This is a genomic window from Reyranella aquatilis (assembly GCF_020880995.1).
GTDB classification, from domain to species: domain Bacteria; phylum Pseudomonadota; class Alphaproteobacteria; order Reyranellales; family Reyranellaceae; genus Reyranella; species Reyranella aquatilis.
Genome location: NZ_JAJISD010000003.1, coordinates 105098 through 120071, shown reverse-complemented (window position 1 = coordinate 120071; position 14974 = coordinate 105098). Strand labels below are relative to the sequence as shown.

Genomic DNA, 14974 nt, shown 5'->3' with positions numbered 1-14974 from the left:
CTGAAGCGGCGGACGCGGGCATGACCCCATCGCCCTCGCAAGACGAGGGCACTTCCCCTTTGCGGCCTCCGCAAAGGGGAAGGGATGGCTTCCAGCGCCTATCTCTGTGCGGAGAGGGCGCCGTAAGCGGCCAGCGCCGCGTGGTTCACGAGATCGCTCACGGTGGCGCCCATCTGCACGATCTGCACCGGCTTGGAGAGGCCGTCGATCACCGGGCCGATCACGGTAACGCCGCCCAGCGACTGCATCAGCCGCGAGGAGATGTGGGCCGAGTGCAGGCCCGGCATCACCAGTACGTTGGCCGGGCCGGTCAGGCGCGTAAACGGATAAGTCGACTTCAGCAGCTCGAAATCGAGCGCCATGTCGGCCTGCATCTCGCCGTCATACTCGAAATCGACCTCCTCGGCGTCGAGCAGGCGAATCGCCTTGCGGATACGGTCGATGCGCTCGATCTCGCGGCTGCCGAAGTTCGAGAAGGACAGGAAGGCGACGCGCGGATGATGACCCATCATGCGCGCGTTCTTCGCCATCTGCTTGGCGATGGTCGCGAGTTGCTCGGGCGTCGGCGTCTCGTTGATCGAGGTGTCGCCCAGGAACACCGTGCCCTGGCGCGAGACCACGATCGAGTAGCCCATCGGCACCTTGTTCAGGTCGATGTTGATCACCCGCTTCACGTCGGCATAGCACTCGGGGAAGCGCCGCGTGATGCCGGTCACCATGCCGTCGGCATCGCCCATCGCCACCATGCAGGCGCCGAACACGTTGCGGCCCTGGTTCACCATGCGCTGCACGTCGCGGTGCAGGTAGCCGTCGCGCTGCAGGCGGCGATACACCAGCTCGGTATAGGGTGCGTTCTTGGTCGAGAGCCGCGCGTTGTGGATCTCCATGCCGGAATCGTCGGTGATGCCGAGCGACTTCATGGTCTCGCGCACCTGCTCTTCGCGGCCGATCAGGATCGGCGTGCCGTAGCCGTTGTCGCGGAACATCACGGCGGCTCGGATCGTGCGCTCCTCCTCGCCCTCGGCGAAGACGATGCGCTGCGGATTGGCCTTCACCTGATCGAACAGGCTCTGCAGCCAGTGGCTGGTCGGATCGAGGCGGCCCGACAGGCTGCGCTTGTACTCCGCCATGTCGGCGATCTTCTTCTTGGCGACGCCCGACTCCATCGCGGCCTTGGCGACGGCCGCCGAGACTTCGACGATCAGGCGCGGATCGAACGGCACCGGCACGATGTAGTCCGGTCCGTAGCGCAGGCGACGGCCGGAATAGGCGCGATCGACCTCGTCCGGTACGTCCTCGCGCGCGAGCTTGGCCAGCGCCTCGGCGGCGGCCACCTTCATCTCCTCGTTGATCGTGGTGGCGCGCACGTCGAGTGCGCCGCGGAAGATGTAGGGGAAGCCCAGCACGTTGTTGATCTGGTTGGCGTAGTCCGACCGGCCGGTCGCGACGATCGCGTCGCCGCGGGCCGCGCGCACATCCTCCGGCGTGATCTCGGGGTCGGGATTGGCCATGGCGAAGATGATCGGCTTGGCGGCCATCGACTGGACCATCTCCCGGGTCACGGCGCCCTTGACCGAGAGGCCGAAGAACACGTCGGCGCCCTTCATCGCCTCTTCCAGCGTGCGCGCCTTGGTGCGGACCGCGTGGGCGCTCTTCCACTGGTTCATGCCCTCGGTGCGGCCCTGGTAGATCACGCCCTTGGTGTCGCAGAGGATGGCGTTCTCGTGCGGCATCCCCATCGCCTTCACGAGCTCGATGCAGGCGATCGACGCGGCGCCCGCGCCGTTCACCACCATCTTGATGTCCTTGATGTCGCGCCCCGTGAGGTGGAGCGCGTTGATCAGGCCGGCGGCGGAGACGATCGCGGTGCCGTGCTGGTCGTCGTGGAAGATCGGGATGTCCATCAGCTCGCGCAGGCGCTGCTCGATGATGAAGCACTCCGGCGCCTTGATGTCCTCGAGGTTGATGCCGCCGAAGGTCGGCCCGAGATAGCGCACGCAGTTCACGAACTGGTCTACGTCCTTGGTGTCGACCTCGAGGTCGATGCAGTCGACGTCGGCGAAGCGCTTGAACAGGACGGCCTTGCCCTCCATCACCGGCTTGCCGGCCAGCGCCCCGATGTCACCGAGGCCCAGCACCGCCGTGCCGTTGGAGATCACCGCCACCAGGTTGCCCTTGACCGTGTAGTCGTAGGCGGTCGACGGATCCTTCTCGATCGCGAGGCAGGGGGCCGCGACGCCCGGGGAATAGGCCAGGGCCAGGTCGCGCTGGGTGACCAGCGGCTTGCTGGCGATGATCTCGATTTTCCCGGGCCGCCCCGTCCGATGCATGATCAGCGAGTCGCCGTCGAGATCGCCCATCTGGTTGCTGACCATTTCTTCCGAGCTTTTGCCCGCCATATGCTTATTCTCTCCCGGTTGAGCATGCATATTGGCGATATTCGTCCGATCGTGCCAGCCAGCCATCCCGCGCTGCAGCGGACGCGATCTGCCCAAATATCGTCCACCTCTCGTCCACATGGACCGCTGTGCGGCGTGTGCTAGATCAAACGGACAGTCAGGAGCTTCAGTGCCGGACAGTTCCGCCATTCCCGCCGACGCCACGCCGATGATGCGCCAGTATCTGACGATCAAGGCCGCGCATCCGGACCATCTGGTGTTCTACCGGATGGGCGATTTCTACGAGCTGTTCTTCGACGACGCGGTGAAGGCCTCGGCGGCGCTCGACATCGCGCTGACCAAGCGCGGCCAGCATCTGGGTGAAGACATCAAGATGTGCGGCGTGCCGGTACACAGCCACGAGGCCTATCTGTCGCGCCTGATCCGCCAGAGCTTCAAGGTCGCGGTCTGCGAACAGGTCGAGGACCCGGCCGAGGCCAAGAAACGTGGCGCCAAGTCGGTGGTCGAGCGTGCCGTGGTGCGCGTCATCACGCCCGGCACCCTGACCGAGGACTCGCTGCTCGACGCGCGCAGCCATAACTACCTCGCGGCCCTGTCCGAGGCCCAGGGCGAGCTGGCGCTGGCCTGGCTCGATCTCTCGACGGCCGACTTCGCGACCCAGCCGCTGCTCCCCGGCCAGGTCGCCGCCGCGCTGGCCCGCCTGGCGCCTGGCGAACTGCTGGTGCCCGATCGGCTGCTGGCGCGCGAGCCGCTCAAGACGGCGCTGGAGGAATGGAATGCCGTCCTGACGCCGCTGCCCTCGGCGCGGTTCGACAGCGACAACGCCCGCAAGCGCCTGCAGGCGGCGTTCAACGTCGCCGTGCTCGACAGTTTCGGTGCCTTCTCGCGCGCCGAGGTCGCGGCCTGCGGGGCATTGCTCGACTATGTCGAGCTGACCCAGGCCGGCAAGCGCCCGGCCCTGGTGCCGCCGCGCCGCGAGCGGGCCGACGGCACGATGGAGATCGACCCGGCGACGCGCCGCAACCTCGAGCTGGTGAAGAGCCTCGACGGGCGGCGCGATGGCAGCCTGCTCGCCACCATCGACCGCACCCTGACCGGCCCTGGCGCGCGCCTGCTGGCCGAGCGCATCGCCGCGCCCCTGACCGACCGGGCCGAGATCGAACGGCGGCTCGACCTGGTGCAGCTCTTCGTCGAACGGCCCGCCGTGCGCGAGCGGGTGCGCGAGGCGCTGCGGCGCATGCCGGACATCGAACGCGCCCTGCAACGCCTGTCGGTCGGACGCGGTGGCCCGCGCGACCTGGCCGCGCTGCGCGACGGCCTCGATCTGGGCGAGACTCTGGCGGAGACGTTGCGCGGCGAGCCAGAGGCCCTGTTGCCGCCGCCGGCGCCGCTCGCCGAGATCGTCCTGTGCTGCACCGGCCATCGCGACACCGTCGCGGCGCTCGCCGAGGCACTGGCCGACGAGCCGCCATTGCTGGTGCGCGACGGCGGCTTCGTGCGCCAGGGCTACCGGCCCGAGCTCGACGAACAGCGCACGCTGCGCGACGACAGCCGCAAGACGGTGGCCGGCCTCGAAGCCAAGTACCGGGCCGCGAGCGGCGTGCCCTCGCTGAAAATCCGGCACAACAACATGATCGGCTACCACATCGAGGTGACGGCGGTGCACGCCGACAAGCTCGATCTGGCGGCGCTGGGCTTCACGCGGCGGCAGTCTATGTCGAACGCCACGCGCTTCAGCACCGCCGAGCTGGCCGACCTCGAAACCCGCATCGGCCGCGCCGCCGACCAGGCGCTGGCGCTGGAACTCGCCGTGTTCGAGGAACTGGTCGCCACCGTGACGGCGGTCTCGCCGGCGATCGCCGCGGCCGCGCGTTCGCTGGCTGCGCTCGACGTCGCCTCGGCGCTGGCCGAGCTGGCGGCCAGCTGCAACCATGTGCGGCCGACGCTCACCGACGATGCCGCGTTCACGATCGAGGGCGGCCGCCACCCCGTCGTCGAGGCGGCGCTCGCCCGCCAGAACGGCGCGGGCTTCGTGCCCAACGATTGCGAACTGGGGACGGACCGCCGCCTGTGGCTGCTGACCGGCCCGAACATGGCCGGCAAATCGACCTTCCTGCGCCAGAACGCGCTGATCGCCGTGATGGCGCAGGCCGGCGCCTTCGTGCCGGCGCGCGCGGCAACCATCGGCATCGTCGACCGCCTGTTCAGCCGCGTCGGCGCCGCGGACGACCTGGCGCGCGGCCGCTCGACCTTCATGGTGGAGATGGTCGAGACGGCCGCGATCCTGAATCAGGCGACGGCCCGCAGCCTCGTCATCCTCGACGAGATCGGCCGCGGCACCGCCACCTTCGACGGCCTGTCGATCGCCTGGGCGACGCTCGAGCATCTGCACGACGTCAACAAATGCCGCGCCCTGTTCGCCACGCACTTTCACGAGCTGGGCGCGCTGAAGGAGCGGCTGAGCGCGCTGGCGCCTTACACGATGCGCGTCAAGGAATGGCAGAACGAGGTCGTGTTCCTGCACGAGGTCGCGCCCGGCGCCGCCGATCGTTCCTACGGCATCCACGTGGCCCAACTCGCGGGCCTCCCCGCCGCCGTCGTGTCGCGCGCGGAGGAAGTGCTCGCGGTGCTGGAAAAGGGCGAACAGTCCGGCGCGGTGACCCGCCTCGCCGACGACCTCCCCCTCTTCGCCGCCGCCCCCGCGCGTCCCGCCAGCGGCACGGCGAAGACGAAGGAATCGGAAGTCGAGAAGGCGCTGGCCGAAATCAACCCCGACGAACTCACGCCCCGCGAGGCGCTCGAAGCGCTCTATGGATTGCGTGCGCGCCTGGAGCGCTAAGCCGTAAGCGAAGGCTCGGGGCGATCGCCAGGCAGCGGGGGCGGTGTCCAGCCTGTCCGGGCGACGAACAGCCGGCTCAGGCTGTGAGCGACAACATAAAGCGCGAGCATGTCGACGAACACGACCACGGCTCGACCTGCAAAGATCGACCACGGCCCGCCCGCAAGCCTCGCGATGTTCCAGCCCACTATCGTGGCGAGGCCGAGCACCATGCCGCCGATCGAGATTGCGCTACAGGTGAGCGCTACGGCGATCAATGTCCCGCGCAGGCCGGCGGCAGAGCGCACGGCATCGCCGACATTCCAATCCAGGCCGACAACGCGTGCCGGCAGGAATAGAAGAGCGCTGCCGAAGACTGCTGCGAGGACGATCATTGTGATCGACTGGAAAACGATGAGTGCCAGCATGCCGCCGACCTCGGTGAGGCTCCTCAATCCGAGGCCAACCGAAAATGCGAGGGCCAACGGCAGCAACATCAGGCCGAGGCCATAGAGCAGGCAGAACCCGACAAAAGCCCATGAAAACGACTGCATCCATTTTGCTTTCGCCGGGATCCGCTTATCCCAGTCAGGGACGAGCATCCGCTTCAACCAATGATCGAGCGTGAAACAAAAGGCGATTGTCGCTGCCACGGTTTGATGCTTTGGCAGGAAAGCCGAGAGCGCCGCCAGTAGCAGCGCGAGCGGCACCGCATAACTCCAGAACATCTTGTCGCCAAGAAAGCGCCGCAGGGCTTCGCCCAGGACGTGGCCGGCCAGCGGCGTCGCATTGCCATCGATCATGCTCATGCGGCGAGTGTGCTATGAGATGCACCTCAAGGTGAAGTGCCGAAATCGATTATCGCGTATCGGTGGTGTTCACCTGCGACCACGCATGGCAAGGGGCGTGCCGATAAATTTCGGAGTTCAGCTTTTCTAGCTGAACGCCTTGCGCGCGAGCGCCGCGCCTTCGCTCAGCGCCCGCAGCTTGCCGTAGGCGACGCCGAGGGTCATCGGGGCCATGCCGCAGTTGGTGCAGGCCTGGATGCGCTCGGGATCGACGAACTCGGTCGCGAGCTTCAGGGTCGCGGCGACTTCTTCCGGCGTCTCGACCCTGTCGGAGGCGACGTTGATGGCGCCGACCAGCACGGTCTTGGTCTTCAGCAGCTTCATCAGCTCAGGCGGCACGTGGCTGTCGCGGCATTCCAGCGAGACCTGCTGGATACTGCTGCGGTCGAGCGCCGGGAAGGTCTGTTCGTACTGACGCCAGCTCTCGCCCAGCGTCTCCTTCCACCTGTTGTTGGCCTCGATGCCGTAGCCGTAGCAGATGTGCACGGCGGTCGTGCACTTCAGCCCCTCGGCCGCCTTCTCCAGCGCCGGCACGCCCCAGTCGACCGTCTCCTTGAGGTAGACGTTGAAGGCGGGCTCGTCGAACTGCACGACGTCGACGCCGAGCGCTTCGAGATCCCTGGCTTCCTGGTTCAGCAGTTCGGCGAAGGCGAAGGCCATCTTCACGCGGTCGCCGTAGTAGCCGTCGGCCAGCGTGTCGATCAGGGTCATCGGGCCGGGCAGGGTGAACTTGAGCTTGCGCGAGGTGGCGGCGCGGGCGATGCGCGCCTCCCGCTCGTGCACGAAGCGGCGGCGCTTCAGCGCCGAGGTGACGGTCGGGCAGTCGGCATCGTAGCGGTTGTTGCGGATGCCCATGCGGACCTTCTTGTCGAAGTCGACGCCGTCGACCTCGGCCAGGAAGCCGTGCACGAAATGCTGACGCGCCTGCTCGCCGTCGCTCACGATGTCGAGTCCGGCCTCTTCCTGGCGGCGGATGGCGAGGAAGGTCGCATCGTCCTTGGCTTCGAACAGCGGCTGGCCCGACAGGGTCCAGGGCGCCCAGAGCACGTTGGGCGTGGCGAGCCAGGCCGGCTTGGGCAGGCTGCCCGCGAGCGTCGTCTCGAACATGGCGTTTCCCCGTTTCTAGCTTGTCGTGTTGTTCGCGGCCGGCACCGGCAAGCCGGAGCCCGGACTCGATGTCGGCAGCGCCAGGCCCGGCGTCGCCTCAGGCGGCAGGATCTGGCCGTAGGTGCCCGGCGCGCGCCACTGCAGCGTCCCGAAGGCGCCGCAGCTCTCGCACACCGGCCGCCAGGCTTCGTGGTGGGCGCCGCACGAGGTGCAGCGCCAGGCGCGGTCGGCCGGCGCATCGGCGGCGCGGCCCAGCCACTCGCGCACCTTCTCCGGGCCGGTGTGGGCGCGTTCCTCGACCTCGGCCATCAGGCGGCAGACGCGCGTGGACGGGTTGGTGCCGGAGGCCGTCTCGAGATGGCGACGCGCCTCGCCCCACAGGCCGGCCTCGAGCGAGGCCTGCGCGAGCGCCAGATGGCTTTCGATGTCGCCCGGATTCTGCTGCGCCAGCCGGCGCACGATGCCGACGCGCTTCAGCGCCTCGGTCTCACCGGAGGACTCCAGATAGAGCGCGACGAGATCGGGATGCGGGGCGACCGACCAGCCGCGCTCGATGGTCTTCATCGCCTTCTTCGAATCGCCCGACTTGAGCTGCAGCTCGGCCAGGCGCTGCGTGACGGCGATGCGCTCGGGTGCGAGCCCGAACGCCTCGCGGGCCAGGGCCAGCGCGTCGCTCGCACGGCCCTCGCGCTCGGCCTCGCGGCTGCGCTCGACTTCCAGCAGGGCCTTCAGCGTGCGGCCCTTGTCGGCGGTGACGACCTTGCGTCGGATACCCGCTTCCAGCGTCTCCTGGGCGGCCTTCCACTGGCCCCCCTGCGCCTGCATGTCGAACAGCGAATGCACGACCCACGGCGTCTGCGGCCGCAGCCGGAAGGCGCGCTCGGCATAGGCCAGCGCCTGCGCCTGGTCGCCGTCGCGCAACGACTGGCCGATCAGGCCGCGCAGGCCGAGAAAAGCCATCTGGTCGTCGTCGAGCATCGCGCTGAAGGCACGGCGGGCGCCGTCGCGATCGCCGTTGAGCTGCGCGGCCTGTGCCGAAAGCAGCAGCGTCAGCGCGGGTTCCGACAGGAGCTGCTCGGCCTTGCGGGCATGCTTCTGCGCCTCCACGCCATCACCGGCGGCGACGGCGGCGAGCCCTTGCGTCAGCTCGCGATAGCCGCGACGGCGGCGGCTCTCGCCCCAGCCGTCGAGCAGCGCGCCCGGCGCGCCCACGATCCAGCGATAGAGCAGCCAGCCGGCGATCCCGATCAGGATCAGCACCACGACGGCGATCATCAGCACGCCGAAGCTGGTGTCGAGGCGCCAGCCGCGGAACTCCGCGGTGACCGACCCCGGCCGCTCGGCCAGCCACACCGCGCCCAGCATCGCGGCGATGGCGACGACGAACCAGATGATCGTGCGCAACATGGTCATGGGAAGGGACCTACTTCGCCGCGCCGAGCAGGGTGACAGCCTGGGCCGAGATCTGGTCGGCCGCCTGCTTGGCCGCGAGATGCGCCTCGGCGCGCGACAGCCAGCCGGCCGTGGCCTTCGCCGTCTGCGGCGGCAGCGACTTCACCAGCGCCACGGCCTTGGCGAGGTCGCCGGCGTCGAGCGCGGCTTCGGCGCGGGCGAGCTTGGCTTCGGTACCGTCGCCCTCGACATCGTTGCCGACGCGGCGCAGCGAGACCAGGCCGCGCACCTTGCCGAGCAGCCGCTCGCCGAAGGAATCGTCGGCGAGGTCGTCGGCCAGCGCCGCCTTGGCGACGGCGGGAAACTCCGTCACCAGCGCTGGCCGCGAGGCGACGCCGGTCTGGGCATAGGCCTGCAAGGCGGCGGTGCTCTCTCCGAGCTTCGCATCGCCCTGGACGAGCGGCGTCAACAGGGCGAGATCGGTGGCGAAGGGCAGGCCGGAACTGACGGCGGCGCTCAGCCGTGCAGCGATGCCGATGATCGCCGACGCCCGGGCCGTACTCATCGCCTTCTGCTCTCCCGCCGATCGCGCGGTCGCCTCGCCGCGCGCCTTCTCGACGGTCTCGGCCAGCAGCCGCGTCTGGTCGCGCTGGACGGCGACCGACTGGTCGATCGTCTGCAGCGTGTTGCGCAAGGTGGCCATCTCCAGACGCAGGGTCGCGAGTTCCTTCTCCTGCTCCGCCGTCACCGCCGGGGGTTGGGCGGGGGCTGCGGCCGGAGCAGGCGCGGCCGCGGGGGCCTGTTCGGGCGCCGACGTCGCGGCCCCGGCCGCACGGCCTTCCAGCGCCTCGACCTTGGCGCGCAGCTCGGCGATCGCCGGGTCGGGCCCCGCGGTGCCGCCGGTGCCGGACCTTTCCGTGATGGCGGCCGACGTGGCGCGCAGGCGCTTTTCGAGTTCGTCCAGGCGGGCGCCGAGATCTTTGCGGACGGTCTCGACCGAGGCATTGGCGACCGCGGCGGCATCCTGGCGGACCTGCTGCAGGTCGATCGCGGGAACGGGCGCGGCGGCCGTTGCTCCCTTCCCCTGCCAGAGCGCTCGGATCTCGGCCGGCCAGTAGGGCAGGGAGATCAGGGCGCCGGCCAGCACCAGGCAGGCGGCGATCACCCCGGTGACGAAGGCGCCGGCCACGCCGACGCCGCGCCGGACCTGGACGGGCGGCGGCGTCACGCGCGGGCTTTCCGATGCCGGCTCCGCCGGCGGGACCTGGGAGGAAGAAGGTGTGTCGCTCATGATGCTCGGTCCTTCCACGCCGGCTGCCGTGTCGGCCCAGGGGCCAGCTACGGGCAGACGCTCGATTTCGTCCAGCACGGACTGACGGGTCGGGCGTTGTGCCGCCACCGTCGCCCTGAATGGCAGCGCGCTCAAGGGTTCGAGCGCCGCGGCACTGATGGCGAGGGCGGTCACGGTCGACAGTGAACCGGCCAGTCCCGCCTCCTCCACCAGCCGGGCGAACAGGGTGGAGGCCCGTGGCGAGAAGAAGATCGCGACATCGAGTGCGCGCGCCTGCAACGCGGCCCGCGCCGAATCCGGCAGCTCGCCCGCCTCGCGCGCCTCGTAGAGCGGGATACGACGCACGTCGAAACCGGCGGGCGCGAGGCTCTCGGCAAAATCATGGGCGATGTCGACGCCGGAGATGTGGAGGAGAGGGCCGGCCTTCGGATCGAGGCGACGGCGGGCCAGTTCGGCGAGCGCCTCGGCGTCGCCGGCCGCGGAGGTCACGGAGACGAAGCCCAGACCCTCGGCCGTCGAGGCCGTGGTGTCGCCGACAGCGAGGACGGGCTTGGCGCGCTGCTCGGTCGCTGCGGCGAACGCCCGGGCGCCATTGGCGCTGCTCAGCAGCACGGCCTGGCACGCCGACAGGGTCGTCGCGAAATCTGCAGGCGGCCGCAAGATCTCGAGATGGAACAGCGGCGCGATGACGGGCACATGGCCGCGCTCGGCGAGCGCCGTGGCCAGCGTCGTCGCCTCGCGTTCCGGCCGGGTGATCAGCACGCGCATCACGCCTCCGTAGCCGGGGCGTCCCGCCGACGCAATCGAGAACAAGCCTCCTGCCGGCAAGGCTGCGAAGCCGCCGTTCGGAAGCATGGGCGATGCGAATCATGCCTGTTGCCCGCCCTTCGGGATGGCATGCTTCGCGGGGCTCCCGGCGGTGAGGGAATGGCGCTACAGCAGGACGACGCCCTCGATCGCCAGCAGCTGGCGCTTGGTCGGCAGGCCCTTGCCGCCCGAGAAGCCGCCTTCCTTGCCACCGCTGCCCAGCACGCGGTGGCAGGGCACGATGATCGGAATAGGATTGCGTCCACAGGCCATGCCGACGGCGCGCGGTCCGGAGCCCAGTGCGATCGCCATGCCGCCGTAGGTCGCCGTGCCGCCGAAGGGGATGTCGCACATCAGCTTCCAGACGCGCTTCTGGAAGTCGGTTCCGCGCGCGGCCAGCGGCAGCTCGAAGTGCCTGAGCCTGCCGGCGAAGTAGCGGTCGAGTTGTCGCAGCGCCTCGTCGAGCACCTGATTCGTCGAGGTGTCGTGCGCGCTTTCGCCGTCGCCGGCCCAGCGCACCGATGTCACGGCGTCTTGATCCGCTTCGACCGCCAACCGGCCGACGGGGGTATCGACGTAACGAATGGACATGTGGCAAGCGTAGCGCCCGCGTCCGGCTTTTGCCAACATGGGGAAGAATGTCTGGGGGAGTGAAGAGCAAGGGCGCAAAGCCCTCCGTGAAAGGCCCGACCCGCCGTGCGTTGCTCGGCGGCGCCGCCTTGTTGTGGCCGACGCTCGTCCTCGCCCAGCCGGTTCCGCGGCGCCAGCAGCCGGCAGCCGAGGCAGGTCCGCCGCCGGTCGTGTTCGTACACGGCAATGGCGATTCCAGCGCGCTCTGGATCAATAACCTCTGGCGCTTCGAGGCCAACGGCTACAAGCGCAACCAGCTGTTCGCGATCGACTTCGTTTATCCCAACGCGCGCAGCGACGATTCGAAGCCGCAGCCCTACCGGTCCTCCGCCGAGGACCAGATGAAGGAGCTGACCTCCTTCGTCATCCAGGTGCTCAAGGCGACGCGCCGCCGCAAGGTGGCGCTGGTCGGCTCCTCGCGCGGCGGCAACGCCATCCGCTCGATGCTGAAGAACGGCGGCGCCGACATGGTGAGCCATGCCGTGCTCTGTGGCACTCCCAACAAGGGGATCGTGATCTCCGAAACGCTGCTGCCCGGCAGCGAGTTCAACGGCGCCTTCCCGTTCCTGAAGGGCCTGAACGAAGGCCCCGACGATCTCGTTCCCGGCGTCGAGATGATGGCGATCCGGTCCGACCGGAACGACAAGTACTCCCAGCCCGACGGGCGCTTCATCGGTGCGCCCGGCAAGCCGACTGGCGTGAGTTACGATGCGTCGGAGCTGCGCGGCGCGCGCAATGTCGTGCTCGACGGGCTCGACCATCGCGAGGTCGCGTTCAACAAGCTGGCCTTCGCCGCGATGTTCGAACACATCACCGGCAAGCCCCCGGCCACCCTGTTCATCGCCCAGGAACCGCTGCCGATCCTGAACGGCCGGGTGACCGGCATGACCGAGGGCGTCTACACCAACATCGCGGCGGCCGGGGCCGAAGTCGAGATCTTCGAGGTCGATGCCAAGACCGGCGAGCGCAAGAGCGCCGTGGCCCTGCACCGCAAGACCACGGGCGAGGATGGCGTGTGGGGCCCGTTCGTGGGCCGCGCCGACGCCTACTACGAATTCGTGCTGCACATGCCGGGCCTGCCGACGACCCACACCTACCGGTCGCCGTTCCTGCGCTCGAGCGACCTCGTGCATCTCAGGCCGCAGCCCTTCGCCAAGTCCGACGAGGGCGCCGGCGCGGTCACGATCATGAGCCGCCCACGCGGCTATTTCGGCGTCGGTCGCGACAAGTTCTCGCTCGACGGCAAGGTGCCGCCGGGCATCAACGACGGCGTCCCCGGCGTTTCGACGGGACGCCTCACCTTCGACGCCACGCCACCGCGTACCGTAACGGCCGTGTTCAACAACGAGACTATCCCGACCCGCACCTGGCCCGCCAAGGACGGCCACATCGTGGTCGCAGAGTTCCTGAACTGAGCTTTCGTATTTCTCTCCCCCGATAGGGGGAGAGAAGAACGCGGTTCAACCTTCGTACGTGTATTTGAAATTGCAGTGGCTGGCGCCCTGCATGATCGTCTGCGTGCGTTCGAGCTTGAGCTTGGGGTCGTAGCCCTCGCAGAACGCGCCGTCGCGATTGCAGGAGAGCAGGGCGCCGATTTCGCTCAGGCCCATCGCCTTGTAGGTCTCGGCGTACCGGCAGCGCACGACGTTGAAGGTGAAGGTGTCGGCGGTCTGTTCCTTGACGTCGATCTCCAGCGACCCGCCCGCGGTCCACAGATGCTGAATGTCCTGGAACGACTTGAGCGACGTGCCGCCGGGCACCGAGGCGGCGAATTGGCGGGCCTGCTCGATGGCGGACCGGCGCACCGATTCCTCGATGGTCTTCTTCGCGACCTCGATGCCGTGGCTCGCCTTCAGGGTCTCGTACACCTCCTTCAGGATCTCGGCCTCGATACGGCGCTTCTCCAGCATGGAGAGGCCTTCGGGGTGCGGGGAGCTGGCGGCCGACTGGCTCATGGGCTTGTCTCCGGTGGGGAATAATCGAGCCTAGCGCGTCCCCGGCATCTTGACATGGGGGTCCCCCGATGAAATATCGGCCGCACCATGATTTCGCACGTCCTCCGGTCGCGACGTCGCCGCTTTGAAAAGCGGTTCGGAAACGCGCGCGCGTAACAAACGCGCCGTATCGTGAAGCCGCTGGAGAGACGAAGCGGCTTCCATCCTTCCTTCTCCAGTCGGCCATCCCTCAAAGGCCCAGCATCGAGAGAGAAGAACATGACCAGCAACAAGACCAAGATCTTCATCGACGGCCAGCACGGCACCACCGGGCTGCAGATCCTCGACCGCCTCAAGGACCGGGCCGACATCGAGCTGCTCGAACTGCCGCTGGCGGACCGCAAGGACCTCGGCAAGCGCGCCGAGATCGCCAGGGCGTCCGACATCACCGTGCTCTGCCTGCCCGACGCGGCGGCCAAGGAACTGGTGGCGGCGATGGGTGATTCCGACACGGTCGTGATCGACGCCTCGACGGCGCATCGCGTGGCCGACGGCTGGACCTACGGCTTCCCCGAACTGGCCAAGGACCAGCGCCAGAAGCTGCTCGCTTCCAACCGCATCTCCAATCCGGGCTGCTATCCGACCGGCGCCATCGCCCTGCTGCGGCCGCTGATCGACGCCGGCATCGTGCGCGCCGATTCGACGCCGGCCGTGTTCGGCGTCTCGGGCTACACCGGCGGCGGCAAGGAGTTGATCGCGGTCCACGAGCAGCCGGGCGTCGAGCCGTTCGGCCTCTACGGGCTCGAGCTGACGCACAAGCACGTGCCGGAGATGAAGAAGTATTCCGGCCTTACGCATGCGCCGCTCTTCGTGCCGTCGGTCGGTCACTATGCCCAGGGCATGCTGATCACCATCCCGATCACGCGCGACATCACCACGAAGCAGGTGACGGCCAAGGACGTCCACCAGGTGCTGAGCGACTACTATGCCGGCGAGACCTTCGTGCCGGTCCGGCCGCTCGCCGACCGGGCGTGGCTGGAGCGCGACCGGTTCCTGCGCGCCGACCGGCTGGTCGACACCAACACGATGGAGCTCGCGGTCTACGGCAACGATGCCGACGGCAACGTGCTCGCCGTGGCCTCGCTCGACAATCTCGGCAAGGGCGCGTCGGGCGCGGCGGTGCAGTGCATCAACCTCAAGACCGGCGTCGACGAGACGACGGGCCTCGCCGTCGGCTGAACCTTTCGCCATGGACGAGACGCCAGCGCTGCGGCGCGCGGTGGCGGACGATGCCGCCGCCGTGCGGACCCTCACGCGCGAAGCCTACGCCAAATGGGTCCCCGTGATCGGCCGCGAACCGATGCCGATGAAGGCGGACTACGAAGAGGCGGTGCGCCAGCATCGCATCGACCTCGCCTTTCTCGATGGCGGGCTCGCCGCCCTCATTCAGACGATCGACAAGGGCGATCACCTGGTGATCGAGAATGTCGCCGTCGCGCCGGCTTTCCAGGGACGCGGCGTCGGCCGGTACCTGCTGGCGCATGCCGAGCAGGTGGCGCGGGAACTGGGCTATGCCGAGGTCCGGCTCTACACCAACAAGATGTTCGAGGCGAACGTGCGGCTCTATCTCGCCTTCGGCTACCGCATCGATCGCGAGGAGACCTCCTCGCTCGGCGTCACGGTCTATATGAGCAAGCCGCTTCCCGCCGCTTGACCGTGGTTGCTTGAATGTGTTCGCGTCCGGCGCG

11 protein-coding genes are annotated in these 14974 nt (G+C 68.5%); 4 read left to right on the top strand and 7 right to left on the bottom strand.

The window, feature by feature from the left end:
- Positions 1-98: 98 nt before the first annotated feature.
- A complete protein-coding gene (locus LJ725_RS08710; RefSeq protein ID WP_329958350.1) occupies positions 99-2399 on the bottom strand; it encodes an NADP-dependent malic enzyme in 2301 nt (766 codons plus the stop codon).
- Between the two features lie 208 nt (positions 2400-2607).
- Here LJ725_RS08710 and mutS point away from each other — a divergent pair, with 208 nt between their 5' ends.
- Positions 2608-5238 carry a DNA mismatch repair protein MutS gene (gene mutS, locus LJ725_RS08705; protein WP_268990573.1) on the top strand — a complete coding sequence of 877 codons (2631 nt, stop codon included), beginning with the start codon at positions 2608-2610 and terminating at the stop codon, positions 5236-5238.
- On the opposite strand, the gene LJ725_RS08700 is transcribed toward mutS, so the two are convergent.
- The 5 genes from LJ725_RS08700 to LJ725_RS08680 form a co-directional block, all read right to left on the bottom strand.
- The gene (locus tag LJ725_RS08700) at positions 5235-6026 is read right to left on the bottom strand and encodes a hypothetical protein (RefSeq protein ID WP_230550262.1); all 792 of its coding nucleotides are present in this window, start codon (positions 6024-6026) and stop codon (positions 5235-5237) included. The two genes, mutS and LJ725_RS08700, sit on opposite strands and share 4 nt — an antisense overlap.
- A 126-nt stretch (positions 6027-6152) precedes the next feature.
- Positions 6153-7172: a methionine synthase gene (locus tag LJ725_RS08695; protein WP_230550261.1), complete on the bottom strand. Its 1020-nt coding sequence runs from the start codon at positions 7170-7172 to the stop codon at positions 6153-6155.
- A 15-nt stretch (positions 7173-7187) separates the two neighbouring features.
- Positions 7188-8585, bottom strand: a complete 1398-nt coding sequence (locus LJ725_RS08690) for a heme biosynthesis protein HemY (RefSeq protein ID WP_230550260.1) — start codon at positions 8583-8585, stop codon at positions 7188-7190.
- A 10-nt stretch (positions 8586-8595) separates the two neighbouring features.
- Entirely contained in the window at positions 8596-10623 is a 2028-nt protein-coding gene (locus LJ725_RS08685) for a uroporphyrinogen-III synthase (protein WP_230550259.1), read from the bottom strand.
- Between the two features lie 165 nt (positions 10624-10788).
- Positions 10789-11253 (bottom strand): methylated-DNA--[protein]-cysteine S-methyltransferase, encoded by a 465-nt coding sequence (locus LJ725_RS08680; protein WP_230550258.1) that lies wholly within the window; start codon positions 11251-11253, stop codon positions 10789-10791.
- 86 nt (positions 11254-11339) lie between these two features.
- Here LJ725_RS08680 and LJ725_RS08675 point away from each other — a divergent pair, with 86 nt between their 5' ends.
- Entirely contained in the window at positions 11340-12707 is a 1368-nt protein-coding gene (locus tag LJ725_RS08675) for an alpha/beta fold hydrolase (protein WP_230550257.1), read from the top strand.
- A 45-nt stretch (positions 12708-12752) separates the two neighbouring features.
- Here the strand turns inward: LJ725_RS08675 and LJ725_RS08670 are convergent, their stop codons facing one another.
- Positions 12753-13247, bottom strand: a complete 495-nt coding sequence (locus tag LJ725_RS08670) for an L-2-amino-thiazoline-4-carboxylic acid hydrolase (protein WP_230550256.1) — start codon at positions 13245-13247, stop codon at positions 12753-12755.
- Positions 13248-13505: 258 nt separating this feature from the next.
- On the opposite strand from LJ725_RS08670, the gene argC reads away from it, so the two are divergent.
- Together argC and LJ725_RS08660 are read left to right on the top strand one after the other, a co-directional pair.
- Positions 13506-14465: an N-acetyl-gamma-glutamyl-phosphate reductase gene (argC, locus tag LJ725_RS08665; RefSeq protein WP_230550255.1), complete on the top strand. Its 960-nt coding sequence runs from the start codon at positions 13506-13508 to the stop codon at positions 14463-14465.
- Positions 14466-14475: 10 nt separating this feature from the next.
- Positions 14476-14940 (top strand): GNAT family N-acetyltransferase, encoded by a 465-nt coding sequence (locus LJ725_RS08660; RefSeq protein WP_230550254.1) that lies wholly within the window; start codon positions 14476-14478, stop codon positions 14938-14940.
- The last annotated feature ends 34 nt before the right edge of the window (positions 14941-14974 follow it).

Bases quoted from the DNA above. Each gene is read 5' to 3' on its own strand.
- LJ725_RS08710 (WP_329958350.1), bottom strand. From the start codon at position 2,399: ATGGCGGGCAAAAGCTCGGAAGAAATGGTCAGCAACCAGATGGGCGAT.
- mutS (WP_268990573.1), top strand. From the start codon at position 2,608: ATGATGCGCCAGTATCTGACGATCAAGGCCGCGCATCCGGACCATCTG.
- LJ725_RS08700 (WP_230550262.1), bottom strand. From the start codon at position 6,026: ATGAGCATGATCGATGGCAATGCGACGCCGCTGGCCGGCCACGTCCTG.
- LJ725_RS08695 (WP_230550261.1), bottom strand. From the start codon at position 7,172: ATGTTCGAGACGACGCTCGCGGGCAGCCTGCCCAAGCCGGCCTGGCTC.
- LJ725_RS08690 (WP_230550260.1), bottom strand. From the start codon at position 8,585: ATGACCATGTTGCGCACGATCATCTGGTTCGTCGTCGCCATCGCCGCG.
- LJ725_RS08685 (WP_230550259.1), bottom strand. From the start codon at position 10,623: ATGCGCGTGCTGATCACCCGGCCGGAACGCGAGGCGACGACGCTGGCC.
- LJ725_RS08680 (WP_230550258.1), bottom strand. From the start codon at position 11,253: ATGTCCATTCGTTACGTCGATACCCCCGTCGGCCGGTTGGCGGTCGAA.
- LJ725_RS08670 (WP_230550256.1), bottom strand. From the start codon at position 13,247: ATGAGCCAGTCGGCCGCCAGCTCCCCGCACCCCGAAGGCCTCTCCATG.
- argC (WP_230550255.1), top strand. From the start codon at position 13,506: ATGACCAGCAACAAGACCAAGATCTTCATCGACGGCCAGCACGGCACC.
- LJ725_RS08660 (WP_230550254.1), top strand. From the start codon at position 14,476: ATGGACGAGACGCCAGCGCTGCGGCGCGCGGTGGCGGACGATGCCGCC.